Raw genomic sequence first — 26456 nt, 5'->3', positions numbered from 1 at the left:
GCGTCGTCTCCATCATTTCGGTTCGTCGGGGGACCAGTATTCCAACTGTCGATAGGCCGCGCCGAGGAAGCCGATCGTCAGCGGCAGTTGCAGCCCCACCAGGCCCACGACCCAGGCGACCTGACCCGCCACGCCGGTCAGCATCCCGGTCCCGATCAGCGTCAGCAGCACGATCTTGGGCAGGGCCGTCGCGATCAGTCCCGCCAGCAGCGGCCAGAAACTGCCGTAGGCGATGCCCATCGAGTTCAGCGATACCATCTGGCGTCGTCCCAGGGTGGCGTGCACGAACAACGACAGCCGCACGAGGAGCAGCAGCGGAATCGCCACCGCCCCCGCAGCGAGCACCGCCAGCACGCCGAGCTTCCACGGCGCGCCCACGGCGGCCCAGTTCCGCGCCTGGATGGCCTGAACGTTCAACTCCGCCATACCGAAGATCGCCAGAACGACCAGCGTCAGGATCGCCACGATCATGGACAGGAACAGCAGACACAGCAGCAGGGCGCCGACCAGACGCGCCTCGGGCGGCTTCGCCTGCAGACCCAGCGGCCCCAGACCCAGCGCGCGCGCCTCGGTCACGTCGTCACGAATAGACAGGCGGGCCAACGCTCCGACCGCGACCAGGGCGGTTGCCCCTGCCGCCAGCGCCCATGCCCACCGCATCCAACCCTCGATAGGCCAGACGACAGGCAGCAACCAGAGCACCGCACACAGACCCAACGCCCCGGCCGCACCCGACCACAGTCGAGGCAGAGCGCGCACCGTCGTCCCCAGCGCGGCCTGAAGGTTCAGGCGCCGGCCTCCGACATCCTTGTTGCTCATCAAGCCCCCTCGCCGAGCGTTCGGCCGATCATAGCGGGCGATACCACACGCCGACCAGACGCCTGCTGACGAACACCATTCCCGTGTCTAAGAAGCCGCATGACTGACCTCTCCCCTATCCACGTGATCGGCGGCGGCCTCGCCGGATCCGAAGCCGCCTGGCAGATCGCCTCGGCCGGCGTCCCCGTCGTCCTGCACGAGATGCGCGGCGTGCCGGGCATCAAGACCGACGCCCACCATACCGACGGTCTGGCCGAACTGGTCTGCTCCAACTCCTTCCGCTCCGACGACTGGGAGCACAATGCCGTGGGCCTGCTGCACGCCGAGATGCGGGCGCTCGGTTCGATCATCATGTCCTGCGGCGATGCGCATCAGGTACCCGCCGGCGGCGCCCTGGCCGTCGACCGCGACGGATTCTCCCATGCCGTGACCGCCAAACTGGAGGCCCATCCGCTGGTCACGATCCAGCGCGAGGAGATCGCCGGCCTGCCGCCCGAAGAGTGGGACAGCGTCATCGTCGCCACCGGCCCCCTGACCTCCCCGGCCCTGGCCGAGGCCATCCTGAAACTGACCGGCGAGGAGAGCCTGAGCTTCTTCGACGCCATCGCCCCCATCGTCCACGCGGAGTCGATCGACTTCGACATCGCCTGGCGTCAGTCGCGCTACGACAAGGAGGGTCCGGGCGGAGACGCTGCCGCCTACGTGAACTGCCCGATGAACAAGCAACAGTATGACGCCTTCGTCGACGCCCTGATCGACGGCCCCAAGGCCGAGTTCAAGGAATGGGAGAACGTCCCCTATTTCGACGGCTGCCTGCCCATCGAGGTCATGGCCGAACGCGGTCGCGAGACCCTGCGCCACGGCCCGATGAAACCCGTCGGCCTGACCAATCCGCGCGATCCGCTGGTCAAGGCCCACGCCATCGTCCAGCTGCGTCAGGACAATGCACTGGGTACATTGTTCAACATCGTCGGCTTCCAGACCAAGCTGAAGCACGGCGGCCAGGCTGAGACCTTCCGCATGATCCCGGGCCTGCACAACGCCCAGTTCGCGCGGCTCGGCGGCCTGCACCGCAACACCTATCTGAACAGCCCTCAGTTGCTGGACCGCCAATTGCGGATGAAGTCGATGCCGCGCCTGCGCTTCGCCGGTCAGGTCACGGGCGTGGAAGGCTATGTCGAAAGCGCGGCCACCGGTCTGCTCGCCGGCCGTCTCGCCGCCGCCGAGCGGCTCGGCAAGCCGCTGGAAGCGCCGGAAGCCCACACCGCCATCGGCGCCCTCGTCGAACACATTACCGGCGGCCATCTGGCGGGCTCGAAGTTCCAGCCGATGAATATCAACTATGGACTTCTGCCCCCGCTCGAGGCGCCCAAGGTTGACGAGGCCGGGGTCAAGATCCCGATGAAGGAACGCGGCCGGGCCAAGAAGCGGCTGATGAGCATCCGGGCCCTGCGCGCGCTGGAAACCTGGCGGGACGCGGCCGCGTGAACTCCAGCGAGGACAGAGCCATGCCGATCACACCCGACATCTCTCACGACTTCGATTTCGAGATCGGGCATTGGACTGTCCGACATCGCCGACTCCGCGATCGACTGCTCGGCTGCACCCAGTGGGACGAATTCGACGGCACCGCGCACACGCGGCCGGTCCTGGGCGGCAACGGCAATATCGAGGACAATGTGCTGCAGTTCCCCGGTGAATCGATCCGGGCCCTCGCCATCCGGTCTTACGACCCGGTCGAGCAATCGTGGGCGATCTGGTGGCTCGCCTCGAATGATCCGCACCGAATGGAGGTCCCCGTACGCGGTCGCTTTGAAGACGGCGTCGGTCGCTTCTTCGCAGAGGACCTCTTGCGCGGCGAGCCTGTCCTGACGCGTTTCCTTTGGCTCCAAACCGAGACAGAGACGCCACGCTGGGAGCAGGCGATGTCCGGAGATGGAGGCGACACTTGGGAAACGAACTGGACGATGGATTTCACGCGCGCCTGATCCGATGATTCTCGATCCCGTGAAGGTCGCGGTCCGACGCCGCATCAATCAGCTCTTCAACGACTATGAGCGCGGCGAGCGGCCGGCCCTGCGCCGCGCTGACGCCCTGTTCCCGACCGACGCCGTGGCCTGGCGGGTCAATGGCGACATCGTCACCATGATGATCGGCGGGGTGTCGGGCCTGCTGCTGCAGATGCTGCATCCGGCGGTGCTGGCGGGCGTCTGGGATCACTCCGACTTCCGCGCCGACATGCACGGCCGCCTCCGGCGGACGGCCAAGTTCATCGCCGTCACCACCTTTGACCATGCCTCAGCCGGTCAGGCGGCCATCGACCGGGTCAAGGGCATCCATCGCAAGCTCGGCGGGACACTGCCCGACGGAACGCCCTATCGCGTCGACGACCCGGCCCTGCTGGCCTGGGTCCATGTGACGGAGATCAAGAGTTTCCTCGACGCCTGGATCCGCTATCAGGATCCGCAGATGTCGATGGCGGACCAGGACGCCTATTTCGACGAGATGGCCCGCATAGGGCTGGGCCTCGGCGCCGACCCCGTGCCCCGCAATCGCGCAGAGGCCGAGGCCCTGATCCAGTCGATGCGGCCGCAGTTGCAGGCCGACGCCCGCACGCGCGAGGTCGCCGCCCTGGTCATGGGCCAGAGGATCGGCGGCCCGGCCGAGGGCGTCGCTGCCGGTCTGGTCATGGCCGCCGGCGCGGACCTGTTGCCGGACTGGGCGCGCGCCATGCACGGACTCCCGGCGGCGCTACCCGCCCAGCGATTCGGCGCACGCTCCCTGGCCCGCACCCTGGCCTGGGTCTATCAGGGCTCGCCCAACCGCGAGGTCTGGCCCGATCAGGTCCACGTCTGGCCCGAGTACTAGGCCAGCCAGAACCAGACGCACAGTGCGAACTGCGCCGCAGTCGCCAGCACAAGGCCCGCGACCAGCATCAGCTCGACCCGATCCGGCCGCCGAAGGGGCGCGCCCTTGGAGGGAGACGGGGCTTTGGACACGGCGGGAAAGGGGTGAACGCTCAACGACACGGCTCCGGCGACCCCCGACAGTACACGATTCGGATCACCACTTGAGCGGGGCGCAGCGGACGTCGATCTCTACCTCTACGTGCTTGGCGTCCGCTTCTATTGCAGTCGCGCCCGCCTCAGGTCCTGAAGATTGGCCGAGCCGGTGCAGAAACACGTGGTGCGCAGCTGGCGGATGACGATCTGGAAATGCTCGACCACCGCCTCAGTCGAGAGGGTCGCGGCCTTGAGCACGCCGGCCGCCTGACCGACGATGTCGGCGCCCAGCCGGATGGCCCTGGCCGCATCGACGCCGTCGCGGACCCCGCCCGATCCGATCAGGACCATGTCCGGACAGGCCGCCCGCGCCTGGGCGATCGCCACGGCGGTTGGAATGCCCCAGTCGGCGAAGGCCAGCGCATGCGCCTTGTCGGCCGGATGGGCCGCCCTCTCACCCTCGATCAGCCCCCAGTTCGCCCCGCCCGCTCCGGCCACATCGAGCCCGGCCACGCCCATCTCCGCCAGACGTCGCGCCGTCGCCGCCGACAGACCGGCGCCCGTCTCCTTGACGACGACCGGCGCGTCCAACCGTCGCACCAGCGCCTCAAGCGCCGCGCCGACGCCCCACCAATCACGGTCGCCCTCGGGCTGACAGGCTTCCTGCAGCGGGTTCAGATGGACGATCAGGGCGTCGGCCCCGATCATGTCGACGACCCGCCGCGCCTCCTCGAGGCCGAAGCCCCGCGTCAGCTGGGCCGCGCCGATATTGGCCAGGATCGGCATGTCCGGCGCCCGCCGGCGCAGAGACTGGTCCAGACCGCTCGCCCCGCCCTGAAGCGCGGCCCGCTGGGAGCCCACCGCCAGGGCGATACCCAGCGCCTGCGCCGCCTCGGCCAGATGAGCGTTGATCGTCTCGGCCCGGGCGGGTCCGCCGGTCATCGAACTGATCAGCAGCGGCGCCTTCAGTCGTCGGCCGAGGAAGTCAGCGCCGAGGTCGATCTTGGCGTGATCCAGATCCGGCAGGGCCTCATGCACGAAGCGGATCGCATCGAACCCGGCGTCGTGCGCATGCCGGCCGCCGCCCGCCAGAACGACGTCCAGATGCTGGTCCTTGCGGTCGCGGATCACGTCGTCGGCCATGCAAGACTGCTTAGCGGCATGACGCCACGGTTGGAACAGCGGCCGCGCAGGCGTATCCTGCCGCCCATGCTTCCCGTGTGGTTCACCCTGCTGACCCTGGCCGTCTTCTTCCTCATGGAGGGCGTCGCCTGGTGGACGCATCGCTATGTCATGCACGGGCCCCTCGGATGGGGGTGGCACCGCGATCACCACGAGCCCCACGACAAGACGTTCGAGACCAACGACCTCTATGGCGTCGTCGGCGCGATCGTGGGGACGGGCCTGTTCGTCATCGCCTGGCTGACGGGTCTGTGGTGGGTGCGGGCCATAGCGCTGGGGGTGACCCTGTACGGCGCCGTCTACGCCTTCGTGCACGACGGACTGGTGCATCAGCGCTGGCCGTTTCACTGGATGCCCAAGAACGGCTACGCCCGCCGTCTGGTCCAGGCGCACAAACTGCATCACGCGGTCCAGACGCGGGAAGGCGCCGTGTCGTTCGGCTTCGTCTTCGCCCCTGACCCGCACCGCCTCAGCGCCGTCCTGAAGGCCCGCCGCACCGAACGCGCCGCCCAGGCCCCGGAGTGACAGCCGGCCGCCAGAGCGCAATCGGCCTGGGCCTCGCCGCCCTGATCGTCGGCGGCTGGGCGACGCTGCATGTCTGGGGCGTCTTCTTCCAGCCCTTGACCTGGCCGGCGGTCGCGGTCGTACCGCTGATCATCCTGACCCAGAGCTGGCTCGGCGCCGGCATGTTCATCGTCGCCCACGACGCCATGCACGGCTCGCTGGCGCCCGGCCGTCCGCGCGTGAACGCCGTGGTGGGGCAGATCTGCGTCGGGGCCTATGCCGCCTTCTCCTACCGCAAGCTCAACGGCAGCCACCATCAGCATCACCGGACGCCCGGCCAGGCCGAGGACCCGGACTTCCACGCCGCGCGACCCGAAGCCTTCGCGCCCTGGTTCTACAGCTTCTTCATGCGCTATTTCGGCGGGCGGGAGTTCGCCATCGTGACGGCTGTGCTGATCGCATATCTGCTGATCGGCGCCCATGTCGCCAATATGATCCTGTTCTGGGCGCTACCGGCGATCCTGAGCGCCTTGCAGCTGTTCGTCTTCGGCACCTGGTTGCCGCATCGACACGACCAGGGTGCCGAGGCCTTCGCCGACCATCACAACGCCCGGACGATTCCGATGCCGTGGATCGCATCACTGCTGACCTGTTTCCACTTCGGCATGCACCACGAGCACCATCTCTCACCGGGGACGCCGTGGTGGCGGTTGCCGGACGTCCGGCGCGAAACAGTCAGACCCGGGTCCACAACCCCGGTCTAGGCGGCGGCGCCTTCCCGCGATCGAGGACCTGGGTCCAGATTGCGATCATCGCCCCCCGCCCGAACAGCCACAGCTTCATCGCCCGGCCGACCGACACCCGCTTGACCCACACCCCCGGCCCGCGTCGACGCACCTTGCGGCCGATCTCGCGATAGATGCCGCGCGCGGCCGCGATCGCCATCGAGGATCGGAACGGCAGGCCCCGCAATCCGTCCCGCGCGCTATCGTAATAGGGCTCGGCCGCCGCCAGAAGACGTTGGGTCACGGCATGCACCACCGCCCGGTTCGCCGGGTCAGCGACGGCCTGGGCCGTCGGTTCCAGCCCCGCCTCGACCAGCCAGTCCGACGGCATGTAAACGCGGCCGTCCTCGGCGTCCTCGATCACGTCGCGCGAGATATTGGTCAGCTGGAAGGCCAGACCCAGATCCTGGGCCCGGCGCAGGACCTCGGCGTCGGTCACTCCCATCACGCGGGCCATCATGACCCCGACGACACCGGCGACATGCCAGCAATAGGCCATGACGTCTTCGAGCGTCCGATAGTCCCGATGCTCCACGTCCATGGCGAAGCCGTCGATCAGATCCATCGCCCAGCGCTCCGGCAGGCGATGGCGGATGGCGACGCGCTGGAAGGCGGCAAAGGTCGGGTCAGGCATGGATTCGCCGGTCATGGCGCGCCGGGTCATGTCGTAGAGGCGGGCCAGACGTCGCTGCTGCTCCTCGACCGACAATTCCTCGTGGCCGAAGCCGTGGTCCTGTCCGTCGATCTCGTCGTCACAGGCCCGGCACCAGGCGTAGAGCAACCACGCGTCCTCGCGCACGGCCGGCTCGAACAGCCGCGAGGCGGAGCGGAAGCTCCTGGACCCTTTGGTGATCGAGGCCTTGGAGGCGGCGAGGACGGCGTCGGTCATTGGCTCTGCGCGGCCTGTTCCAGCATCAGCCCCGCCGTGGCCTTGGCCGAGCCGACCACGCCGGGGATGCCCGCCCCGGGATGGGTGCCAGCCCCGACGACATACAGGTTCGAGATGACATCGTCGCGATTGTGCGGCCGGAACCAGGCGCTCTGCGTCAGAATGGGCTCGAGCGAGAAGGCCGAGCCCAGGTGGGCGTTGAGGTCTTCCTTGAAATCGGCAGGCGTCCAGATGCGCGTCGTGACCAGATCGCGGCGCAGGTTCGGGATGTACCGTTCCTCCAGGTAGTCGATGATCTTCTCGCGATACTCCGGCCCCCTGGTCTCCCAATCGATGTCGGCGGCGCCGAGGTGCGGGACGGGCGACAGGACGTAGTGGCTGCTCATCCCCTCGGGCGCCATCGACGGGTCGGTGGCGCAGGGCGCGTGCAGATAAAGGGAAAAGTCCTCGGGCAGGGTCGGGCCGGAGAAGATTTCCGAGATCAGTTCGCGATAGCGCGGACCGAAGCAGATCGTGTGATGCGCCAGCTGCGGCTGGGGCTTTGACGTGCCGAAGTGCAGCACGAACAGCGACATCGAGAACCGCTTGGATTTCAGCGATTTCGCTTTCGCCTTTCCGCGCGGGGTCCGGCCCAGAAGCTTGTCGTAGGTGTGGACGACGTCGGCGTTCGACGCGACCATGTCGGCAGGGATCGTCTCGCCGGTGTCGAGGGTCACGCCGGTCGCCCGGTCGCCTTCGGTCTCGATGCGCTCGACGGAGGTGTTCAGGCGGACGGTCCCACCCAGATCCTCGAACCCCTTCACCAGCCCGGCGATCAGGGCCCCGGTGCCGCCGCGTGCGAACCAGACGCCGCCGCGCCGCTCCAGGGCGTGGATCAGGGCATAGACGGAGCTGGTCTTGAACGGATCGCCGCCGACCAGCAGCGTATGGAAGCTGAAGGCCTGCTGCAGATGCGGGTCCTCGATGTAGCGGGCGACCATGGCGTGGACGCTGTTCCAGCTTTCCAGCCGGGCCAGCTCCGGCGCCGCCTTGATCATCGACCAGAAGGACTGGAAAGGCACCGCGCCAAGTTTGAGGTATCCCTCCTGGTACAGCTCCTCGGAATAGGCGTGGAACCGGTTGTATCCCTCGACATCGGCCGGATTGAAGGCCGCGATCTGGCGCTCCATCGCGGCCTGGTCGTCGTTGTAATCGAACGACGCCCCGTCCTCCCAGCAAAGCCGATAGAAGGGATCGACCGGCAGAAGTTCGGCATAGTCGGACAGTGACCGGCCCGTGCCTTCGAACAGGTCGGTCAGACAGTCGGGGTCGGTGATGACCGTGGGGCCCGCGTCGAAGGTGAAGCCCTGTTCCTTCCAGACGTAGGCGCGGCCGCCGGGCTTGTCGCGCTTCTCGATCAGGGTAGTCCGCACGCCCGCGCGCTGGAGGCGAATGGCCAGGGCGATGCCTCCGAAGCCGGCGCCGATCACTACCGCGCGCTTGGCCGTCACGTCTCTCATTCCGCTTTTCCTCGCCCGGATTCCCGGAGTTGCCTCAGCGCCCGACCGACGGGCACGGGGGGTTTTCCTGCCAGGATGCGGACCTTGTCCAGCGCCGTACTGGCGCCTGCGTAGAAACGCCTCACCAGGGGTTCCGGCAAGCCGTAGAAGCGTCGCAGCACCTTCCACCGCTCCCTCGGCTCCGCCGCCCGGAACAACATTCTGTCGAGCAGCCGATAATGGGCGCGCCTGGCCCAGAGCGATTTCGAATATCCCTCAATCAGTGTCCGCAGAGCCGCCGAGGACAGGTCGTCGGCCTCCGCCACCAGTCGCGCCACGGCGACCGCATCCGGCAGGGAGTATCCCGTTGTCGGGTGGAACAGCGCTCCGGCCAGACCCGCGCGCGCCACCGGTGGTCCCTCGGCCCAGAAGGCGTCAATGTCGCCGTCCAGCGCGATGGGCAGGACGCCCTCCTCCTCGCCGACCACGGCCTCGACGCTCCAGCCACGCGAGCAGATGTAGGCGTCGATTCGCCGGTTCAGCAGCGCCCGGTCCAGCATCGGCCCATCGACATAATAGGTGTCCTCGACCAGCACCGTCCGCTCATCGAACGGCAGAAGATAGACGAACCGGTAGGCGTCGCCCTGACCCACCGTGGCGTCCATGATCGTCGGACGTGTCAGGCCGTGCGGCTGGGTCAGCCTTACCGTCCGGCCGACGAACAGCTGCCAGCCCAGGTCCAGATGCGGCGTCGGCGCAGGGCCCCGCGCGTCGATCACCCCGGCCGCCCCCAGCACCCGCCCGTCTGACAAGGTCACACCGTCTGGTCGGACCTCGACCGCCCTGCCCTTGACAAGGCGGTCACCCAGCAGCGGCGCGACGGTCGCGTGCAGCCGATCGGACGTCAGGCTGTTGTACGGCGTCTGCAGCACCCGGCTCAGCCCCGGAAAAAAGACCTCATACCCGTCCGGCCAGCGGTGCGGCGTCGCGGGCTCCAGCCAGGCGCGATCCCTGGCCGGAATGTCGCCATCGAAGAAGGACCAGGTGTGCTCGCCACCCAGCCGCCCGTCCCGTTCGACCACCGCGACGCGCAAGTCCGGCCGGTCGAGCGCCAGTCGCCAGGCGATCAGGCTGGAGGCCAGACCGCCGCCGACAAGGATCAGATCATGCTCGAGCGCAGCCATGTCCGATCCTTAAACGAAAGAGGCCCCGACGCGAACGCATCGAGGCCTCCCTGAAGATGCAGTCTCTGCGTAATCCGCAGAAATCTGCGTCGCCATCGTCACCGAAATCGCCGGCTGACAGCTGGCTTTGCGTAGTCGAAGTCGCCGCCAACTCACCGATTGGCGGCGAACGGCAATCGACTACTCCTTGGGTTCAATCGTCAGCGCGTAGGCGCCCGACTGGCCCGAGGAGAAGCTGCGGGCGCGGATGACGTAATCGCCCTCTTCCTCGACCGCCCAGTCGACCTTGGCATGCGTGTCCGACAGGCTGTCGTCGTCCGAGACCACTGAGGTGAAGACGCCGGCCTCATCCTCGCGACCGATATCGATGAAGGCGTCGAACTCGTTGGAAACCATGGTCAAACGCAGCTTGTCGCCGGCCTTCACCGAGATCTTGTAGGCATCATAGAAGCTGCCGTCCTCGGCCAGGGCGTCGTCCTCACCCAGCGTGCCGCGCGCCGTGGCGCCGACGAGGATGCTGCCCGGCAGGGGCTGCGGACCGCGATCCAGCAGCTCCAGGGAATACAGACCGTCGGCGTCCGCATAGAGCGGCGAGGCGCGAACGATGAACTCCCCGTCGGACGGCAGGATGTAGTTCAGGCGCGAGTCCGTGCCTTCGCCCAGACCGTCGTCATCCGAGGCCATGGCGTAGAAGTCGCCCTCGGGGCTGCCGACCTGGAGGTAGGTGTCGAAGTCGCCTGAGCGCATGATCAGCTGGATGCGGTTTCCGGCCGTTCCACTGAAGGTATAGGCGTCGAAACCACGGCTCTCGTCGTCGCGCGGATCTTCGGCGACGATCTCGCCCTGCACCGTCGCGCCCCAGGACAAGGCGACCGGCGCCGGCAGCGGCGGCGCCTCCTCGAACGTGAGGGTATAGGCGCCTTCGCCTTGACCGGTGAAGGCCCGGGCCTCGATCGTGTACTGGCCGTCGGACGGGATGGTGTAGGTCAGGCGGGAGTTGGTGCCCTCGCCCGCGCCGTCGTCGTCCGAATCCAGCGCATAACGACCGCCGGCTTCGTCGGAATTCTCCGAGAACAGCTCGAGATAGGTATCGAACGCGTCCGAACTCATGGTCGCGACGATCCGCTGGCCCGTCGTTCCGGTGAAGGCGTAGGCGTCGGCGCGCGTGCCGAAGGCGTTGCCGCCGTCGCCGGCGGCCAGCGAAGCCTCGACCGTCTCGCCGACGGCGATCGGACGCGCCACCAGCGGCGGCGGGGCCTCGGCGAGGGCCAGTTCGTAGTCGCCGTCGGCCGAACCATCCAGGGGCGCGGCGCGGATCACGTACTCGCCGTTCGAGGGGGCGGTGAAGATCAGATAGGAGTTCAGGCCGCCGGCGCCGGAGTCGTCGTTCTGGGCCAGTTCCTCGAACGCACCGCCGCGGCCCATCCGGCCCACACGCACGATCGGATCGAAGTCATCGCTCTCGAGCGTGATGGCGAACCGCTCGCCCTGACGCGCCCGGAAGCTGTAGCCGTTGTAGGTGTACTCCCCGTACTGCCCGTCCTCTTCGCTCGGGCTGCGGTCGCTGATCGCGCCGTCGACGTCGTCGCCCATGCGGATGGCGGTCGGGCGCGGGGCGCGGGGCGCGGGCCCGCGGTCGGTCACCTGGATGGTGTAGTCGCCACCTTCCAGACCGCCCAGGGTGCGGGCGCGGATAATGTAGGTTCCGTTGTCGGCCGAGAAGCGCAGGCGCGAGTTGGTGCCCTCGCGCAGGCCGTCGTCGTCCATGGCGATCGCCTCGCCCGTATCCGAGCCCTCATAGGCTTCTAGATAGGTGTCGAAGGCGTCCGACCGCATCGTGACTTCCAGTCGCTGGCCGTCGCGCGCCTGGATCGACCAGGTGTCGTAGAGGTACTGGCCGAGTTCCTCGCTATCGACCTTGGTGTCCTCTGCAGTCAGCTGACCGTTGACCGTCTGGCCGACGCGCAGAGGCGCGGCGTCCTGGGCCGCGGCCTGGCCGGCGGCGAACAGCGCGATCACGCTGACGGTCATGATGAAGGTAGAGCGGCGCATTGGAAGTCCCCTGTTCTGTGGAGGGAACATAGACGCTGAACCGTGACGCCTGTAAATCGCCCGGACCTTATCGAATCCTGACGAAAGAGGGCCTCCCATGGCCGGACCCGACACGCGCGCGGCGATCATCGACGGCAAGGCCTTCGCCTCCGGTTTGGTGGGGCGGGTCGCCGCCGCCTCGGCGCGGCTGGAGGCGACCCACGGGCTCAAGCCGGGCCTGGCCGTGGTCATCGTCGGCGAGGACCCAGCCAGCCAGATCTACGTCCGCAACAAGGGCGAGACGACCACCCGCGCCGGGATGCGTTCGGATACCCACCGCCTGCCCGACACGACCAGCCAGGCCGAACTGCTGGCCCTGGTCGGGACACTGAACGCTGACGCCGGCATCCACGGCATCCTGGTCCAGTTGCCTCTGCCCGCGCGGATCGATTCCTCGGCGGTGCTGGGCGCGATCGACCCGGACAAGGACGTGGATGGGTTCCATGTCGTCAACGCCGGGCGACTGGCGGTTGGACTGCCCGGTCTCGTGCCCTGCACCCCCCTGGGGTCGACCATGCTGCTGAAGCATCAGCTCGGCGACCTGTCGGGCCTGAACGCCGTCATCGTCGGGCGCTCGAACATCGTGGGCAAGCCGATGGCCCAGTTGCTGCTGGCCGAGAATTGCACCGTCACCATCGCCCACTCGCGCAGCCGCGACCTGCCGGCCCTTTGCCGCGCCGCCGACATCCTGGTCGCCGCCGTGGGCCGGCCGGAGATGATCCGGGGCGACTGGATCAAGCCAGGCGCGACCGTGATTGACGTCGGCATCAACCGCGTCCCCTCCGCTGACCCGGTCAAGGCGGCCGAGGGCAGGACACGAGTCGTCGGCGACGTCGCCTTTGCTGAGGCCGTCACGGTCGCCGGGGCGATCACGCCGGTCCCGGGCGGCGTCGGCCCGATGACCATCGCCTGCCTCCTGGCCAACACCTATAACGCCGCCTGCCGCGCGGCCGGGATCGAGCCGGAACGTCTGGACGCTTGAAGCGCCGTCACGAACCGCTGATAGTCCCGGGGTGACCTGCGGCGATCGGCCGTCGGATGGAGGGGTTCATGGCTCGCAGCGCATCTCGTCTCGTCGGTTCAGTCGCCATCCTTCTCGCCGCCCAGAGCGTGGCGGCCTGTGGCTACAACACCATCCCGACCAAGCAGGAGCGCGCCCAGGCGGCGTGGGCCGACGTCCAGAGCCAGTATCAGCGGCGCGCCGACCTGATTCCCAATCTTGTCGCCACCGTCCAGGGCTCAGCCATCCAGGAGCGCACCACCCTCACCCAGGTGATCGAGGCCCGCGCCCGGGCCACGGCGGTCCAGATCACGCCCGAGACGCTCAGCGATCCCGCCGCCTTCCAGGCCTTCCAGGCGGCGCAGGGCCAGTTGACCAGCGCCCTGTCGCGCCTGCTGGTGACGGTCGAGGCCTATCCTCAGCTGCAGGCCAACCAGAACTTCCTCCAGCTCCAGTCGCAGCTCGAAGGCACCGAGAACCGCATCACCATCGCGCGGCGCGACTACAACGAGGCGGTTCGCGACTACAATACGAGTCTGCGCACCTTCCCGACCGTGATCTGGGCCAAGACCGCCTTCGCGGGTGAGGAGCCGATGCAGTTGTTCACCGCGACGACCGAGGCCCAGAGCGCGCCCCAGGTGCAGTTCAATCTCGACGGCCAGACACCGGTCGCGACGGGCGGCGCGGCCGCCGCCGTCGCCCCCGGTTTGACGCCGCCCGCCCGGTGAGCCCGATCAAGTCAGTTCGGCCGGCACACTCTCTTCTGGCCATCCTCATCGCGGGTCTGACGGTTCTGTTCGCGCTCGTCCCGCACGCCTTCGCGGCCGACCCGACCTTTCCCGCCCTGTCCGGTCGTGTCGTCGATCAGGCCCAACTGCTGACGCCCGACACAGAGGCTGCGATCACCGCCAAATTGACCCGGCTGGAGACGGACACGGGCGACCAGTTCGTCGTCGTCACCCTCGACAGCCTCCAGGACTATGAGATCGAGGACTACGGCTACCGCCTCGGGCGCGCCTGGGGCATCGGCAATGCGGAGAATGACAGCGGCGTGCTGCTGATCGTGGCCCCCAATGAACGCAAGGTCCGGCTGGAGGTCGGCTATGGTCTTGAGCCCGTTCTGACCGACGCCCTGTCCAACCAGATCATCCAGACCGAAATCCTGCCGCCGTTCCGCGACGGCGGCTATGCCGGGGGTATCGAGGCCGGGGTAGACGCCGTCATTGCCCAGTTGCGCCTGGACCCCGCTGAGGCCGCCGCCCGCGCCGCTGCGGCCGCGCCCAGCGAGGCGGAAGCGCCGATCTTCCCAGGCATCGTCATAGCCCTGATTTTCATCTTTTTCTTCCTGAGCTTGCTGCGCGGCATCGGGCGGCGGGGACGCAAACGCGGCGCGCGGCGTAGCGGAATTGATCCGATCCTCGTCTGGGGAGCGGCGGAAATCCTGTCCAACGTCTCACGGGGGTCTTCGCGCAGCTCTTCGGGAAGTTCGGGGGGCAGCTTCGGCGGGTTCTCCGGCGGTGGCGGCAGCTTCGGCGGCGGGGGGGCCTCGGGCGGATGGTGATGCGACTGAACTCCGGCGAACACGCGCGCGTCGCGGGCGCCATCGCGGCGGCGGAGGCGCGCACCTCCGGCGAAATCTTCTGCGTCCTGGCGGGACGGGTCTCGAGCTACCGCGACATCAGCCTGGCCTGGGCGGCGGCGGCGGCCCTGCTCCTGCCGCTCATTCTGATCCCGTTCGGCTTCGAGTCCGCCTGGTTCCCGGGTCTGGCCGACAACTGGGAGGCCGGGCATCTGTCGGCCCTGAACCTGACCATCGGTCGGGCCATCGGGGTCTATGCGGTGGTCCAGGCCGCTGTGTTCCTGGCAGTCTATGTTCTGTTGCGGGTCCCCGCCCTGACCCGACTGACCACGCCGCGCGGGGTGCGCCGCGACCGGACGCGCCAGGCGGCCATGCATCAGTTCCTGGCCCACGGCCTGCATGTCACAGAGCACCGCACGGGCGTGCTCATCTTCGCCGCCATGGCCGATCGACAGGTCGAGGTCATCGCCGACAAGGGAATCCACTCGCGTGTCGATCAGGCGATCTGGGCCGACGCGGTCCAGGTTCTGACCGAGGGACTGCGCGACCGACGCGCTGCCGAAGGCTTTGAACGGGCCATCGCCCTGGTGGGCGGCGTCCTGGCCGAACATTTCCCGCCCAGGCCGCGCAATCCGAACGAAGTCCCCGACCGGCTGGTCGAGATCTGACGCTGCGCGCGGTCTCGCTTTCGGCGGGGAATTGGCCTAGCCGGTGCCGCCATGCGGCTAGTCACCTATAACGTTCATCGCTGTGTCGGGGTCGACAAGCGACTGGATGTCGAGCGTATCGTCGGCGTGATCGCCGAGCTCGAACCCGACATCGTCTGCCTGCAGGAACTCGACGTCGGCCGCGCGCGCACCGGGGGGGTCGACCAGGCGCGCGCGATCGCCGACCGCCTGTCGATGGCCGTCCGCTTCCACGCCGCCATGCGGGTCGAGGCCGAGGAGTACGGCGATGCTATTCTGACGGGGCATCCGGAAACCCTGATGCACGTCGGCGCCCTCCCTACCGTGCGCGGCGTGCCGGGACTGGAGCCGCGCGGCGCTCTGTGGGTGCGCGTCAACATTGAGGGCGTCGACATCAACGTCCTGACCACCCACCTCGGGCTGGTCCCGCGCGAGCAGCGGCTCCAGGCGGCGGCCCTGGTCGGCAAGGACTGGCTCGGCCATCCGGACTGCAAAGGCCCGACGCTGCTGGCCGGCGACTTCAACGCCACCTCGATCACCCGCCCCTACCAGACGCTGGCGCGGAACCATGCCGACTGTCAGCGCCAGCTGGGTCTGCGTCCGACGATCAAGACCTTCCCGTCCGGCTTCCCCGCGATCCGCATCGACCACGTCTTCGTCAGCCAGGAGATCAGAATCACCGGCGTCCGCGCGCCCTTCTCGCCCCTGTCGCGGATGGCCTCGGACCATCTGCCCCTGGTGGTCGATTTCGAGATTCAGCCCGTCGGTTGAAGCCGCTGCGAGCGGTTGCGCCGCTTCCATGGCCGCCAGGCGTCCCGTGGTGAGGTCGGGTCCCCCAACTGGAACTCGGCGATGGTGCGCTGGATCATCGACGGCGGCGTCGCGCCCAACGGCGACATCCTGCCACTGCCGAACTTCTGGATCGCCTCGCCGGTCGAGCCGCAGACGGCCTCGGCCGCCCCGAATTCGTCCGCGGTCACGCCGATGAAGTGACCGATAGTCCGATGCCGAAAATGCCGGATGGCCTGGCGGCCCGCCTCATCCTCCGGCGCGATGGCGATATCGCACTCGGTGTCGAAACCTAGCGACCGGTTGTTCAGATTGGTCGAGCCGATCCGTAGCAAGACGTCGTCCACCACAGTCACCTTGGCGTGGACGATGATCCGCTCGCCGTTCTTCGTATTGGGGCTGAAGGCGAAGAAGCGGTTGTGCCGGTCAGCGCTTTCCAGCCGGAACAGGACCTCGGCCCTCGCCGTGTCCATGGTCATGCTGTCGAACCAGCTCGGGCTGCGTCCCGTCGAGACCAGCACGATCTCCGGCCCGTCCGGTTCGTCCAGCCGCTCGGCCAGGGCGTTGGCGACGATCGGCGAGGTGAAATACTGGTTCTCCATATAGATCCGCTTCCGTGCGCCCCGAATGGCCTCCAGGTGCAGTCTCTCGTTCTCGCGTACCTCGTGACGACCGCCGAAGCCGGGCTCGGTTCGGGCGATCCCGACCGGCGTGTCGTGGAAGTCGACCGCCAGACCCTCGGGCCAGGGATCGCCATCGACCATTTCCGGCACCGTCCGCTCCCAGGTCGCCTTGAACCAGCGCTCGCGCGCCAGATCGCCCAGAGCGCGCGCCGCCGCTCCGTCCATGACGCACATGGTCTCGTGCCGGGGCGGCGAGATGATCCCCGATGGCTGGCAGCGTCTCGGATCATCGTCCGCATGTGCCTCGGAATCCCAGCGATCGACCGAGATATCCCCGCCGCCGCAAAAGGCCACGGCGTCGTCGATGATGATCGCCTTCTGGTGATGGCAGGCGCCGATGGGGCCCGGCGTATCCAGCCGGAACTCGACCATTCGCTTCCTGAACCAGGCCTGGGCCTTGTGCGGATAGAAGCCCTGCGATGCCGCGATCAGCAGCGGCGACTTCCAGATCAGCAGCCGCACGTCGAGTTCCGGTCGGGTCTTGACCATCATCCGCAGCAAATGGCCGATCTCGGCCTGTTTGTCGCCGGGCCGGGTCTCGGGGTCCAGCCGGGTCCGCGGGTCGAACTGCCAGCCCAGAATCACCACCGAACGCCGCGCCTTGGACAGAGCCGAGGCCAGGGCTTCGAAATAGGCGCCGTTCTCCATAAGGATCGACAGCCGGTCCGCCCGCTCGACCCGCCAGCAGGTCTCGCCGGGCGCCAACAGGGCGGCTGTGTCCAGCAACGGGCCTTGGGCGGCGTCCATATCGGTGTCCCTGCCGGCGTCGGTGATCGAGCGTCCGGCTCGGAGAGACGCCCGGACCCGTCTTCCGTTCCATGCCCGCGCCCCGCTGGTCAATGGCGCCTCCAGGCTGGATTGTCCCGTTCGCCGAAATCAGGCATAAGGTAAAGCCGGAATGGGGGAGTGCCGATCGTGCAGGCGTTGATCGAGTTGCTAGCCGGCTTCATCGCCCTGCTCGCCACGGCGGCCTTGGCTCAATTCGGCGTGGACCTGAACGCTGCCCCCCGCCCTGATCGCGAAGTCCATCGCGTCAGTGATTGCCCCGAGGCGCCAACCAAGGCGCTCATAACAGCGCCTCGCTCGAACGACTGCTAGTCGCGCCGCCCGCCGAAATCGGCCGGGTACATACCTCTGATCCATTTTTTGACGCAACGGCGGGTCGATACCCACGCAAAATGGTCTAGGGTTGCGGCTGCGCACGACTCCTGCGTCACGCGCCAGCCCACCTGAGATCCGCGCACCATGAAGTCCCGCTCCCGGCCGCCGTTGACCTTGTCCGACCCCGAACCGGCGCCCCCGGGCGACGCGACGGCCGGACTCGAGGACGCCGCCACTCCCGAACTCGTCGCCAAGCCCCAGGCCGCCCCCGAACGTCCGATGTCGGAGCGTCGTCGCCGTCGCCTGCTGGAGCAGGAGCGGAGCGCCGCTGATCTCGAATTTCCCTCGCCCGCCGAGCCCGACCCCACAGCCCCTGTCGCGCCTCCGATCCGGTCAGAAGAGGCTGAACCGGCGATCGAACCCCTGGCTTTCTCGACCAGCGCCGGCGCCCCGCCCGCCACCCAGGCTTCGCCGCCCGCGCCTACAGCAGCGGCGATTGCCTTGAGCCCCGCCGAGGTGCGGTCCGGCCCTTCCTATCTGATCGCCGGGATTGCCGCGGCCTTGTGGATGGGCGGCGTCGCTTCCTGGGCGGCCTATGAGGTCGGTTCCGGCGCGGTCTCGCCCGATCCCCTGCGCCTGGCCATCTACGCCCTGATCGCACTCGCGCCCGCAGGCCTGGCCATCATGCTGGCCCATGCCGTTCGTCAGGGCGCCGGCCTGGCCTCCGAAACCCGGCGCGCCCGCGAACTGGCCGAGGCGCTCGTCGCGCCGACGGCGCTCGCGGCCCAGCAGACCGGACATGTCCTGTCGGCCCTGCGCAACGACATCGACCAGGCCGCCCTTGCCGCCGAGCGGGCCCGCAATGACATGGCCCTGCTGCGTGAGGCTCTCTCTCTGGAGACCAGCCGCCTGAACGAGGCCGCCGAGGCCGCCGGTCGCACGGCGCGTCGCCTGACCGAGTCCCTCGGCCGCGAGCGCGACGAGATGACAGCCCTCGGCAGCCGCCTGGACGGACAGGCGTCGGGCGTGCTCGACGCGGTGGAGCGCCAGTCGCGCCTGATCGTCGATGCGTCTGATCTCGCCCAGACCCAGCTTCGCGAAGCCGAGGCCGCCCTCGCCGCCCGCGCCGCCGACCTCGCCGCTGCCGCCGGCGAGGCGCAGGATGCCGCCCGCATGGCCGCCGACGACCTAGCCCGCCAGACGCTGCGACTCGAGAACGCCGGCACCGGCGTCGCCGAACAGATCCAGTCCGTCGAAGAGGGGCTGGGCCAGCAGCGCGCCGCCCTGGTCACCGCCGCCTACGCCCTGCGCACCGATCAGGAAGACTTCTCCGCCCAGGTCGAGAGCCAGCGCGCCCAGCTGACCGAACAGCTGTCTGCGGCCCGCACCGCCACCGGCGACCTCGGCGAAACCTCCACCAAGGCGTCCGAGGGGCTGCGCGACCTGGTCGAGGCCGCAACCGACCAGTTCCGCGCCCTGGTCGACCTGTCCCAGCGCGAGGCCGACGGCTTCGACGCCGCCACCAAACAGTCGCTGGACCGTTTCGAGGCCCTGGCCGCCGAGGCCCGCGACACCCTGATCGAGGAAACCCGCCGAACGCTCGCGGTGCTCAAGGCGACTGCCGAGGAAAGCCGGCAGGCCGCTGATGGAGCCACGGGCCAGGCCCAGATCCGCGCCGACCGGCTGGGCGAGGCTCTCTTCGACGCTGCCCAGAAGGCGGATGCCGCAGCCGACGCGCGCGTCGAGGGCGCGCGCAGGATCGTCGGCGAGACTGTCGATCTGGTGGACCAGGCCGGCGAGCGGGCCATCGAGAAACTGGAGTCCACCCTCTCCCGCATGACCCAGGCCCTGGCCGAGGTCGATGCCGCCATCGGCGATCTGGACGACCGCGCCTCCCGCCTGCCCGAGGAAGCCCGCGCCCGCGCCGAATCCGTCCGCATCACCGTCGAGGAAGGCCTGGCCGCCCTCGGCGCCGCATCGCGCAAGGCCGCCGAGGACACCGAGGCCCTGGACGCCAGCTTCCAGGAGCGGGTCCGACGCAACTACGACATGCTGACCGAGGCCGTGCGCCTGATGGGGGTCGTGTCCGGCGACGGCGGAGCCCCCCTGCGGCGGCGCGACATTCTGGCTGAACCCGCCGCGCCTGCGGGCGAACGGCCGCTCCGCCCGACTGCGACCGAGCCTGAACGCGAACGCGGCTTCGGCCTGCGCGGTCGGCTGAAGCTGGCTCCAGCCGCCGACGATCCGGGCGCGCGCGGCGCGCCGCCGCCGAAGGATCGGCTCGACTGGAGCGACCTGGTCGATGACGGGCCGGGCGAGCCCCCGCTCGATCTCGACACCCCCGTCATGCCCGCCGACGAGGATGCCCTGACCGACCGGATCACCGCCGCCATTCGCCGTATGGGCGTCGATCCGAATGCCCTCCTGCCCAGGTCGCGGGTCGAAGAGGCAGCGTCCGCCTTCGCCGGGCGCGATCCCGACCGGGCGCGGCAGATCGTCCGGCGCGTCGCCCCGGCCGCCGTCCGCAGCGTCTCTCGCCGGGTGATGAGTGATGCGGAGTTGCGCAGCGATGCCGAACGTTATGTCCGCGCCTTCGCGGGCCGGCTGAACGACGAGGCGCGAGGCGGCGCGGCAGCCGTGCTATCCACGCTGGCCACCGACGCTGGCCGCGCCTTCATGCTGCTGGACGCGGCGGTCGGCGACCTCGCCTGAAACACGAATCGACCGGCCGAACCATCCCGAGCGCCGCTTTTGGCTTGACGGGATCATCCGCTTGCGGACACCGTCCGGTCGCTGTCATGACGTTGTCACGCACCTAGCAGGGTCCATGCTCGACACCATCGCCGAGAACCAGCCCGACCGCAGGCCTGCGATCCTCGTATGCGTCTATGAGAGCGATGATCCACTCTGGACCGCCATCGATGAGGAAGCCGCCAGATGGACGCCGCCCGGAACCCGCCTTCGTCCGGTCGGTCCCGATGATCCCGCCGCCCTCGCGGCCCTGATCACCGGTCAGCTTGAAGATGCCGATTGTCGCGCCGTGCTGCTGGTGGGACGGACACGCAAGAGCAACGGCTTCCGCGTCCAGATGCGGGCCGAGAATCGCGCCCTCGACGGCGGCAAGAAGATCTCGCAGACCGGCCCCGCCCTGGCTCGCGCCACCGCACCCGCCGCCGAAATGGTCCGTGCACTGATCGACGCCGGCCTCGCCGCCGACGCGACCTCGGACAGCGAGGAGGATACCGGCTCCTACCTGCTCTATTGCGTGCTGGCCGCCCTGCCCGACAATGCCGACGCCCCGTCGGTCGGACTGCTGCGGGTCCCGGCCTCGCTGAACGTCGATCAACTGCGTATCGGCGTCCAGACGGCCGCCGCCGCCATGGCGCGCCACCTGTCGCCTCTGCCTCGCGCCCGCGTCAACTAGACCGCCGCGACCCGGCGTAGCCGCCACTGCAGCAGAAGACCGATCGCGGCCAGTCCGGTCATGGCGAGATAGCCCAGCACGCCGACTCGATCGTACAGAGGCCCGGCGGCCAGGGTCGCCAATCCTATCAGAATGCCGGCCGCCATTACGGAGTTCAGGGTCTGGGCCGCCGTGTGGCCACCCGGCGGCGCGAGCTTTTCGATAATCTGCACGCCCGCCAGATAGGTCGCCGCGAATGTCAGGGCATGCAACGCCTGCAAGGGCCACAGCATCCACAGCGGCGGGGAGAAGGCCAGGGCCGTCCAGCGGATCACCGCCGCCACGCCCCCCAGCGTCAGGATCACGCCCGGGCCGATCCCGCGCCGCTTCCGCCATGGCTCGATCCACCACATGAAGGCGATCTCGACCACGACGGACATCGCCCACAACAGGCCGGTCATGGTCTCGCTGATCCCCTGCGCCTTCCACGCAATAGCGGAGAAGCCGTAGTAGAAGCCGTGCGTCGCTTGCACGGCGCCGATGGCCAGGACGGCGGTCATGAAGACCGGATCGACGGCCAGCCTCGCCAGCCCGGCCAGCCGTTCACGACCGGCGATCCTGGGCCCCTCCGTCACCGGGTCGCTGGGCAGGAGGGTGGCAGCCGTCAGGGCGACGAGGGCCCCGGCGACGGCGATCCAGACGATGACCCAGTCCGCCGAGCCACGCGTCAGGATCGCCCCCATCAGAACATTGGCCGCGACGAAGGCAGCGGACCCGCAACCCCGGGGCCAGGCAAAGTCAAAGCCGTGCCGCCGCGCGACTTGCAGTGACAGCACGTCACTGAGCGGAATCAATCCGGCCATCGCCGTCGCCGCGACGAACCAGAGGAACCCTTGCAGCCAGACCCCCTCGGTCAGGCCGGCGCCGGCGTAGCCCAGACCCAGGATCAGTCCCAGGATCGCGATGGGAGAGCGCCGCCGCCGGAATCCGTCCGCCCACACCGCGATGGCCGGTCCCGTGATCAGCCGGGCCAGCATGGGGGCCGCCAGCAGCACGCCGATCTCGGCTCCCGAGAATCCCTGCGCGCGGAACCACAATCCCGCGAAGGGCAGGCTCACGCCGTTGGCGCCGAAGAGCAACACATACTGCAGCGCCATGCGGCGAGACGGAGTCATCGCGCATCCGATAGCAGACGGCGACGGATCCGTGGGCTAGGTTCAGCCCATGAGTCGGAATCGTCACCTGGCCGTCTTCGCGGCGTTCAACGGCGCTATGGCGGTGGCTGTAGGGGCGTTAGCCGCCCACGGAGCGGGACCGCAGATCAAGTCCCTGTTGACCACCGGCGCCTCCTACCAGTTGGCTCACGCCCTGCTGGCCCTCATCTGCGCCGTCGCGCCGATCGGTCGGCTGGGGGCCGTGGCCGGGTGGCTGGGCTCTTTCGGCGGCTTGATCTTCTGCCTGGCCCTGGCCTTCCTCGGCCTGCTCAGCCTGCCCGCGCTCGGCGCCGTCGCTCCGATCGGAGGAGTTCTGATGATCGCCGGCTGGCTGGTGCTTGCCTTCGCCGCGTTTCGGTCACAATCAGTAACCGCCTGACCCCCTACCTGAAAGCTCCGACCACCGAATGGCCTTCCCTGTGACCGAGACGCCCCGACGCGAACTGTATCCCGAGCTCGAGCCCTTCGCGTCCGGCTGGATGCAGACCGACAGCGTTCACGAGATCTATTACGAGGAATGCGGCAATCCGCAGGGGCGACCGGTCCTGGTGCTGCACGGCGGTCCCGGCGGGGCCATCAACGCCGGCATGCGCCGCTATTTCGACCCGGCCATCTATCGCATCGTCCTGTTCGACCAGCGCGGCTGCGGCAAGTCGCGGCCGTACGCGTCTCTGGACGACAACACCACCTGGACCCTGATCGACGACATCGAACGCCTGCGTGAACGCTGCGGCATCGACAAGTGGGCGGTCTTCGGCGGATCCTGGGGTTCGACCCTTTCGATGGCCTATGCCATCACCCATCCAGAACGGGTCGACGCCCTGATCCTGCGCGGCATATTCCTGCTGACGAAGAAGGAGTTGCACTGGTTCTACCAGGACGGTGCCTCAATGATCTTCCCGGACGCCTGGGAGCGGTTTGTCGCCCCCATCCCCGAGGACGAGCGCCACGACCTGATGGGCGCCTACTACAAGCGTCTGACCGGCGACGACCGCGCCGAGCGCGAACGCTGCGCCATCGCCTGGTCCAGCTGGGAAGGAGAGACCGTCAGCGTCGAAGGCCCCGCGGCCCGCCCTGACAAGTTCGCCGAACCGGACTTCGCCGTCGCATTCGCCCGCATCGAATGCTGGTATTTCGTCAACGGCGGCTTCTTCCCCGAGGAAGGCTGGCTGCTGAAAAACATCGGCCGGATCCGCCATATCCCGACCTGGATTGCCCAGGGCCGGTTCGACGTGGTTACGCCTATCGCCAGCGCCTGGGCCCTGCATCGGGCCTTCCCCGAGGCGAAGCTGGACATCGTCCCCGACGCCGGCCACGCCTCGACCGAGCCCGGCATCATCGATAGCCTGGTGCGCGGCACCGACTGGGCCGCATCGCTTTAGGCGGAACCCGAGGCTGGCGCAGGGCGTAAGGCCCCGATGGCGGTGAAGCTGAAGGTTTTCACCTGGTGCGACGGGTTTCACACCTTCACGATGGCGGCTTCCTCACGCCCGAAGGCCCTCGAAGCCTGGGGCACGAGCCAGGACCTGTTCAGGACCGGCCTGGCCCAGGCGGTCGACGAGGGCGCAGACCGCGACACCGCCCTCGCCTCCCCGGCACGGTGATCTCGCACCGCCGCCGGCTGATCGATCAGATAAGGCCATTGCCCTTGGGCAGTTCCACGTACCGGTGAACCCGGGTCGACAGCACCAGTCCAAAGCCGATCATCACGGTCATCATCGACGACCCGCCGTAGGACAACAGCGGCATGGGCACCCCGACCACCGGCGCCAATCCCATCACCATCGCTCCGTTGACCAGGACGAAGAGGGCGAAAAACGCTGTCATGCCGGCTGACGAGATACGGCCGAAATGGCTGTGCGAAAGCGACGAAATTCTCAGGGCGATCAGGATGATCGCCAGATAGCAGGCCAGCAGTGTGAAGGATCCGACGAAGCCGAATTCCTCCGACACGGTCGAGAAGATGAAGTCCGTCTGGCGCTCCGGCAGGAACTCCAGCTGGCTCTGGCTCCCGAGGCCATAGCCTCTTCCCAGCAGGCCGCCGGACCCGAGGGCGATCTTGGATTGAATGATGTTGTAGCCGATGCCCGACGGATCGGACTCAGGACTCAGGAACGTCAGAACCCGATTGCGCTGGTACTCGTGCATGCCGAACATGACGAACGGCGGCACGATGGCGACGACGGCCGCAGCGCCCGCCGCGATGACCCGCCAACTCAGACCGGCGAGGAACATTACCGCGGCCCCCGTCAGGCCGATGACCATGGCAGAGCCCAGATCGGGCTGCTTGGCCACCAGGATGAACGGCAGGCCGATCATGCCAGCGGGAAACACAAGCTTCCACGACCAGCGCGCGTCCTGGGCAGAGTGACTGTGGTACCAGCGGGCCAACGCCAGAACGAGACCCAGCTTCATGAACTCGGCAGGCTGGATACGAATGAAGCCGAGGTTCAGCCAATTCTTGGCCCCGCCGGCTGTATAGCCCAGCGGGGTGAACTCGATCAGCAGCACCATGAGGATCAGCATCCCATACAAGGGGTAGGCCGCGCCGAACCACCATTTCGGGTGCACCAAAGCCAGTCCCAGCATCATCGTGAGCAGAGCGCCAAACCGGATCAGGTGCTTGGCCGCCCAGGGGTCCCAGTGCCCGCCAGCGATCGAGTACAGCATGGCAGTGCCGATCCCGGCGATCACGCAAAGCAGGGCCGTCAATCGCCAGTCGATCTGGGTCAGTTTGACCGACAGTCGCTCGCGCTCGCCGGGACGGGTCAGGGCCGAGGATGTCATTGCGGACCCGAGAGATAGGGGCGCGGTCCGCCGGTCGGGCGAGGCGTCGCCGGGACGCTGGGCGCAGGCGGAGCGACAGCCGATTCAGGCGCGGCGCCGATCTCGCCCTCGTCAATCTGAGGGCCGGTGGCTTCCGGCGGCGGCGGACGGGTGATGCGTTCGCGCATCTCCGGATCCTTCAGCAGCACGGTTCGCATGACCTCCCGGGCACGCGGGGCCCCGGCGGTGCCCCCGCCCCGGCCGCCGTGCTCGATGATGACCACCACGGCGTAGCGCGGCGCATCGACCGGCGCGAAGGCGATGAACAGGTTGTGGTCCTTCTGCGACCAGACGTTCGAGCGACGGCTGCCGGAACCATAGTTGCGCGTCTGGGCCGTGCCCGTCTTGCCGGCCATCTGGATGTCGCCGAGGCCGAGCTGGGACTGGCGATAGGCGGTGCCGGACCGATCGTTGGCCACGGCGATCATGCCGCCCCGGACGATGTCCAGATGCTCGACGCTGAACGGCAGATCCGGAACCTCGGCGCCGCTGGGACGGTCGACGCCGCCGACCGACTTGATCAAGCGCGGCAGGATCGCCTTGCGGCCGTTGGCCAGACGCGAGGTGTAGACGGCCAGCTGCAGGGCGTTGACCGTGACCGCCCCTTGGCCGATGGCGACCGAGGTGGTCTCGCCCGGATGCCAGACGGGGTCACGCGGGAAGGTCCGGCGCTTCCACTCCGTGGAGGGCAGCAGTCCCTTGCGCTGGTTGTCGACGCCGATATCGAACTCGTGCTCGAAGCCCAGCTTCATGGCCGTGTCGCGGATCAGATCGACGCCGGCCCGATTGCACATGGTGTAGAAATAGATGTCGCAGGAGTTCTTGATCGCGTTGTGCATGTCTTGCGAGCCATGACGGCCCCAGCACCGCTGACCGGTACGGAAGACGCCGCTGCAATTCACGCGATCGGCCGGATCGACGCCCGCCGCCAGCAAGGCCAGGGCCGTCGCGGGCTTGAAGGTCGAGCCCGGCGGGAAGGTGCCGTTGATCGCCTTGTCCAGCAGCGGCTTGCGTTCGTAGTCGGCGAGCGCGCGGTAGGTGCGGGTCGGAACACCCGAGACGAACAGGTTCGGGTCGAACGACGGCGCCGACAGCATGCACAGGATATCGCCATTGCGGACGTCCATGACCACGCAGGCCCCGGACTCGTCGCCGAACACCTCGAGCGCCCGGTTCTGCACGTCGGCGTCCAGCGTCAGGACCACGTCCTTGCCTGGCACGGCAGGTCGAGAGCCGCCGAC

Annotated in this window: 27 protein-coding genes; 16 read left to right on the top strand and 11 right to left on the bottom strand. The window is 68.3% G+C overall.

Annotation, left to right across the window (positions count from 1 at the left end; genetic code table 11):
- Positions 1-12: 12 nt before the first annotated feature.
- Positions 13-819, bottom strand: coding sequence for a hypothetical protein (locus ACP7AZ_RS14145; RefSeq protein ID WP_426039284.1), 807 nt, complete (start codon positions 817-819; stop codon positions 13-15).
- 99 nt (positions 820-918) lie between these two features.
- On the opposite strand from ACP7AZ_RS14145, the gene trmFO reads away from it, so the two are divergent.
- Genes trmFO through ACP7AZ_RS14130 form a run of 3 tightly spaced genes read left to right on the top strand, consistent with a single transcriptional unit; the run spans position 919 to position 3687 of the window.
- Positions 919-2307 carry a methylenetetrahydrofolate--tRNA-(uracil(54)-C(5))-methyltransferase (FADH(2)-oxidizing) TrmFO gene (gene trmFO / locus ACP7AZ_RS14140; RefSeq protein WP_426039283.1) on the top strand — a complete coding sequence of 463 codons (1389 nt, stop codon included), beginning with the start codon at positions 919-921 and terminating at the stop codon, positions 2305-2307.
- A 20-nt stretch (positions 2308-2327) separates the two neighbouring features.
- Positions 2328-2807: a DUF1579 domain-containing protein gene (locus ACP7AZ_RS14135; RefSeq protein ID WP_426039282.1), complete on the top strand. Its 480-nt coding sequence runs from the start codon at positions 2328-2330 to the stop codon at positions 2805-2807.
- 4 nt (positions 2808-2811) lie between these two features.
- Positions 2812-3687, top strand: coding sequence for an oxygenase MpaB family protein (locus tag ACP7AZ_RS14130; RefSeq protein ID WP_426039281.1), 876 nt, complete (start codon positions 2812-2814; stop codon positions 3685-3687).
- Here ACP7AZ_RS14130 and ACP7AZ_RS14125 read toward each other — a convergent pair.
- Entirely contained in the window at positions 3684-3842 is a 159-nt protein-coding gene (locus ACP7AZ_RS14125; protein ID WP_426039280.1) for a hypothetical protein, read from the bottom strand. The two genes, ACP7AZ_RS14130 and ACP7AZ_RS14125, sit on opposite strands and share 4 nt — an antisense overlap.
- Before the next feature lie 102 nt (positions 3843-3944).
- Complete coding sequence (gene fni, locus ACP7AZ_RS14120) at positions 3945-4964, bottom strand: type 2 isopentenyl-diphosphate Delta-isomerase (protein WP_426039279.1); 1020 nt, start codon at positions 4962-4964, stop codon at positions 3945-3947.
- 18 nt (positions 4965-4982) lie between these two features.
- Here fni and ACP7AZ_RS14115 point away from each other — a divergent pair, with 18 nt between their 5' ends.
- Complete coding sequence (locus ACP7AZ_RS14115; protein WP_426039278.1) at positions 4983-5528, top strand: sterol desaturase family protein; 546 nt, start codon at positions 4983-4985, stop codon at positions 5526-5528.
- Positions 5525-6271, top strand: coding sequence for a fatty acid desaturase (locus ACP7AZ_RS14110; RefSeq protein ID WP_426039277.1), 747 nt, complete (start codon positions 5525-5527; stop codon positions 6269-6271). Before ACP7AZ_RS14115 ends, ACP7AZ_RS14110 begins: the two co-directional genes overlap by 4 nt.
- Here the strand turns inward: ACP7AZ_RS14110 and ACP7AZ_RS14105 are convergent.
- The 4 genes from ACP7AZ_RS14105 to ACP7AZ_RS14090 all read right to left on the bottom strand — a co-directional run bounded on the left by ACP7AZ_RS14105 (position 6243) and on the right by ACP7AZ_RS14090 (position 11895).
- The gene (locus ACP7AZ_RS14105; protein WP_426039276.1) at positions 6243-7181 is read right to left on the bottom strand and encodes a phytoene/squalene synthase family protein; all 939 of its coding nucleotides are present in this window, start codon (positions 7179-7181) and stop codon (positions 6243-6245) included. The two genes, ACP7AZ_RS14110 and ACP7AZ_RS14105, sit on opposite strands and share 29 nt — an antisense overlap.
- Entirely contained in the window at positions 7178-8680 is a 1503-nt protein-coding gene (locus ACP7AZ_RS14100) for a phytoene desaturase (protein WP_426039275.1), read from the bottom strand. The genes ACP7AZ_RS14105 and ACP7AZ_RS14100 overlap by 4 nt, the downstream gene beginning before the upstream one ends.
- The gene (gene crtY / locus ACP7AZ_RS14095) at positions 8677-9843 is read right to left on the bottom strand and encodes a lycopene beta-cyclase CrtY (RefSeq protein WP_426039274.1); all 1167 of its coding nucleotides are present in this window, start codon (positions 9841-9843) and stop codon (positions 8677-8679) included. The genes ACP7AZ_RS14100 and crtY overlap by 4 nt, the downstream gene beginning before the upstream one ends.
- A gap of 180 nt (positions 9844-10023) precedes the next feature.
- Positions 10024-11895 (bottom strand): PPC domain-containing protein, encoded by a 1872-nt coding sequence (locus ACP7AZ_RS14090; RefSeq protein ID WP_426039273.1) that lies wholly within the window; start codon positions 11893-11895, stop codon positions 10024-10026.
- Positions 11896-11992: 97 nt separating this feature from the next.
- Between ACP7AZ_RS14090 and ACP7AZ_RS14085 the strand changes: the two genes are divergently transcribed.
- From ACP7AZ_RS14085 to ACP7AZ_RS14065, 5 genes are all read left to right on the top strand, one after another.
- Positions 11993-12916 carry a bifunctional methylenetetrahydrofolate dehydrogenase/methenyltetrahydrofolate cyclohydrolase gene (locus tag ACP7AZ_RS14085; protein ID WP_426039272.1) on the top strand — a complete coding sequence of 308 codons (924 nt, stop codon included), beginning with the start codon at positions 11993-11995 and terminating at the stop codon, positions 12914-12916.
- Positions 12917-12984: 68 nt separating this feature from the next.
- Positions 12985-13662, top strand: a complete 678-nt coding sequence (locus ACP7AZ_RS14080) for a LemA family protein (RefSeq protein ID WP_426039271.1) — start codon at positions 12985-12987, stop codon at positions 13660-13662.
- Positions 13659-14495, top strand: coding sequence for a TPM domain-containing protein (locus tag ACP7AZ_RS14075; protein ID WP_426039270.1), 837 nt, complete (start codon positions 13659-13661; stop codon positions 14493-14495). Before ACP7AZ_RS14080 ends, ACP7AZ_RS14075 begins: the two co-directional genes overlap by 4 nt.
- Entirely contained in the window at positions 14495-15181 is a 687-nt protein-coding gene (locus ACP7AZ_RS14070) for a TPM domain-containing protein (protein WP_426039269.1), read from the top strand. The genes ACP7AZ_RS14075 and ACP7AZ_RS14070 overlap by 1 nt, the downstream gene beginning before the upstream one ends.
- A 51-nt stretch (positions 15182-15232) precedes the next feature.
- Positions 15233-15970, top strand: a complete 738-nt coding sequence (locus ACP7AZ_RS14065; RefSeq protein ID WP_426039268.1) for an endonuclease/exonuclease/phosphatase family protein — start codon at positions 15233-15235, stop codon at positions 15968-15970.
- Here the strand turns inward: ACP7AZ_RS14065 and ACP7AZ_RS14060 are convergent.
- Entirely contained in the window at positions 15955-17418 is a 1464-nt protein-coding gene (locus tag ACP7AZ_RS14060; protein ID WP_426039267.1) for a phospholipase D-like domain-containing protein, read from the bottom strand. The genes ACP7AZ_RS14065 and ACP7AZ_RS14060 overlap by 16 nt on opposite strands.
- 159 nt (positions 17419-17577) lie before the next feature.
- Between ACP7AZ_RS14060 and ACP7AZ_RS14055 the strand changes: the two genes are divergently transcribed.
- The 3 genes from ACP7AZ_RS14055 (at position 17578) to ACP7AZ_RS14045 (ending at position 21196) form a co-directional block, all read left to right on the top strand.
- Entirely contained in the window at positions 17578-17769 is a 192-nt protein-coding gene (locus ACP7AZ_RS14055) for a hypothetical protein (RefSeq protein ID WP_426039266.1), read from the top strand.
- Between the two features lie 147 nt (positions 17770-17916).
- Positions 17917-20484, top strand: coding sequence for a tipN (locus ACP7AZ_RS14050; protein ID WP_426039265.1), 2568 nt, complete (start codon positions 17917-17919; stop codon positions 20482-20484).
- A 115-nt stretch (positions 20485-20599) separates the two neighbouring features.
- On the top strand, positions 20600-21196 hold the full coding sequence (locus ACP7AZ_RS14045; protein WP_426039264.1) for a hypothetical protein: 597 nt from the start codon (positions 20600-20602) through the stop codon (positions 21194-21196).
- Here ACP7AZ_RS14045 and ACP7AZ_RS14040 read toward each other — a convergent pair.
- Entirely contained in the window at positions 21193-22350 is a 1158-nt protein-coding gene (locus ACP7AZ_RS14040) for an MFS transporter (protein ID WP_426039263.1), read from the bottom strand. The genes ACP7AZ_RS14045 and ACP7AZ_RS14040 overlap by 4 nt on opposite strands.
- 49 nt (positions 22351-22399) lie before the next feature.
- Here ACP7AZ_RS14040 and ACP7AZ_RS14035 point away from each other — a divergent pair, with 49 nt between their 5' ends.
- Genes ACP7AZ_RS14035 through ACP7AZ_RS14025 form a run of 3 tightly spaced genes read left to right on the top strand, consistent with a single transcriptional unit; the run spans position 22400 to position 23993 of the window.
- Positions 22400-22768, top strand: a complete 369-nt coding sequence (locus ACP7AZ_RS14035) for a DUF423 domain-containing protein (protein WP_426039262.1) — start codon at positions 22400-22402, stop codon at positions 22766-22768.
- Between the two features lie 28 nt (positions 22769-22796).
- Positions 22797-23771 (top strand): prolyl aminopeptidase, encoded by a 975-nt coding sequence (pip, locus tag ACP7AZ_RS14030; protein ID WP_426039261.1) that lies wholly within the window; start codon positions 22797-22799, stop codon positions 23769-23771.
- A gap of 36 nt (positions 23772-23807) precedes the next feature.
- A complete protein-coding gene (locus tag ACP7AZ_RS14025; protein ID WP_426039260.1) occupies positions 23808-23993 on the top strand; it encodes a hypothetical protein in 186 nt (61 codons plus the stop codon).
- 25 nt (positions 23994-24018) lie between these two features.
- On the opposite strand, the gene rodA is transcribed toward ACP7AZ_RS14025, so the two are convergent.
- Both rodA and ACP7AZ_RS14015 read right to left on the bottom strand, forming a co-directional pair.
- Positions 24019-25176, bottom strand: coding sequence for a rod shape-determining protein RodA (gene rodA / locus ACP7AZ_RS14020; RefSeq protein WP_426039259.1), 1158 nt, complete (start codon positions 25174-25176; stop codon positions 24019-24021).
- Positions 25173-26456 (bottom strand): penicillin-binding transpeptidase domain-containing protein (locus tag ACP7AZ_RS14015; RefSeq protein ID WP_426039258.1); only part of this gene is annotated, 1284 nt, incomplete at its 5' end. The genes rodA and ACP7AZ_RS14015, both read right to left, overlap by 4 nt.

Origin of the sequence: Brevundimonas sp. DC300-4 (genome assembly GCF_049897365.1) — a bacterium.
Taxonomy (GTDB): Bacteria; Pseudomonadota; Alphaproteobacteria; order Caulobacterales; family Caulobacteraceae; genus Brevundimonas.
The sequence above is the reverse complement of the archived record's forward strand: the minus strand, read 5'-3'. Positions and strand labels throughout refer to the sequence as shown.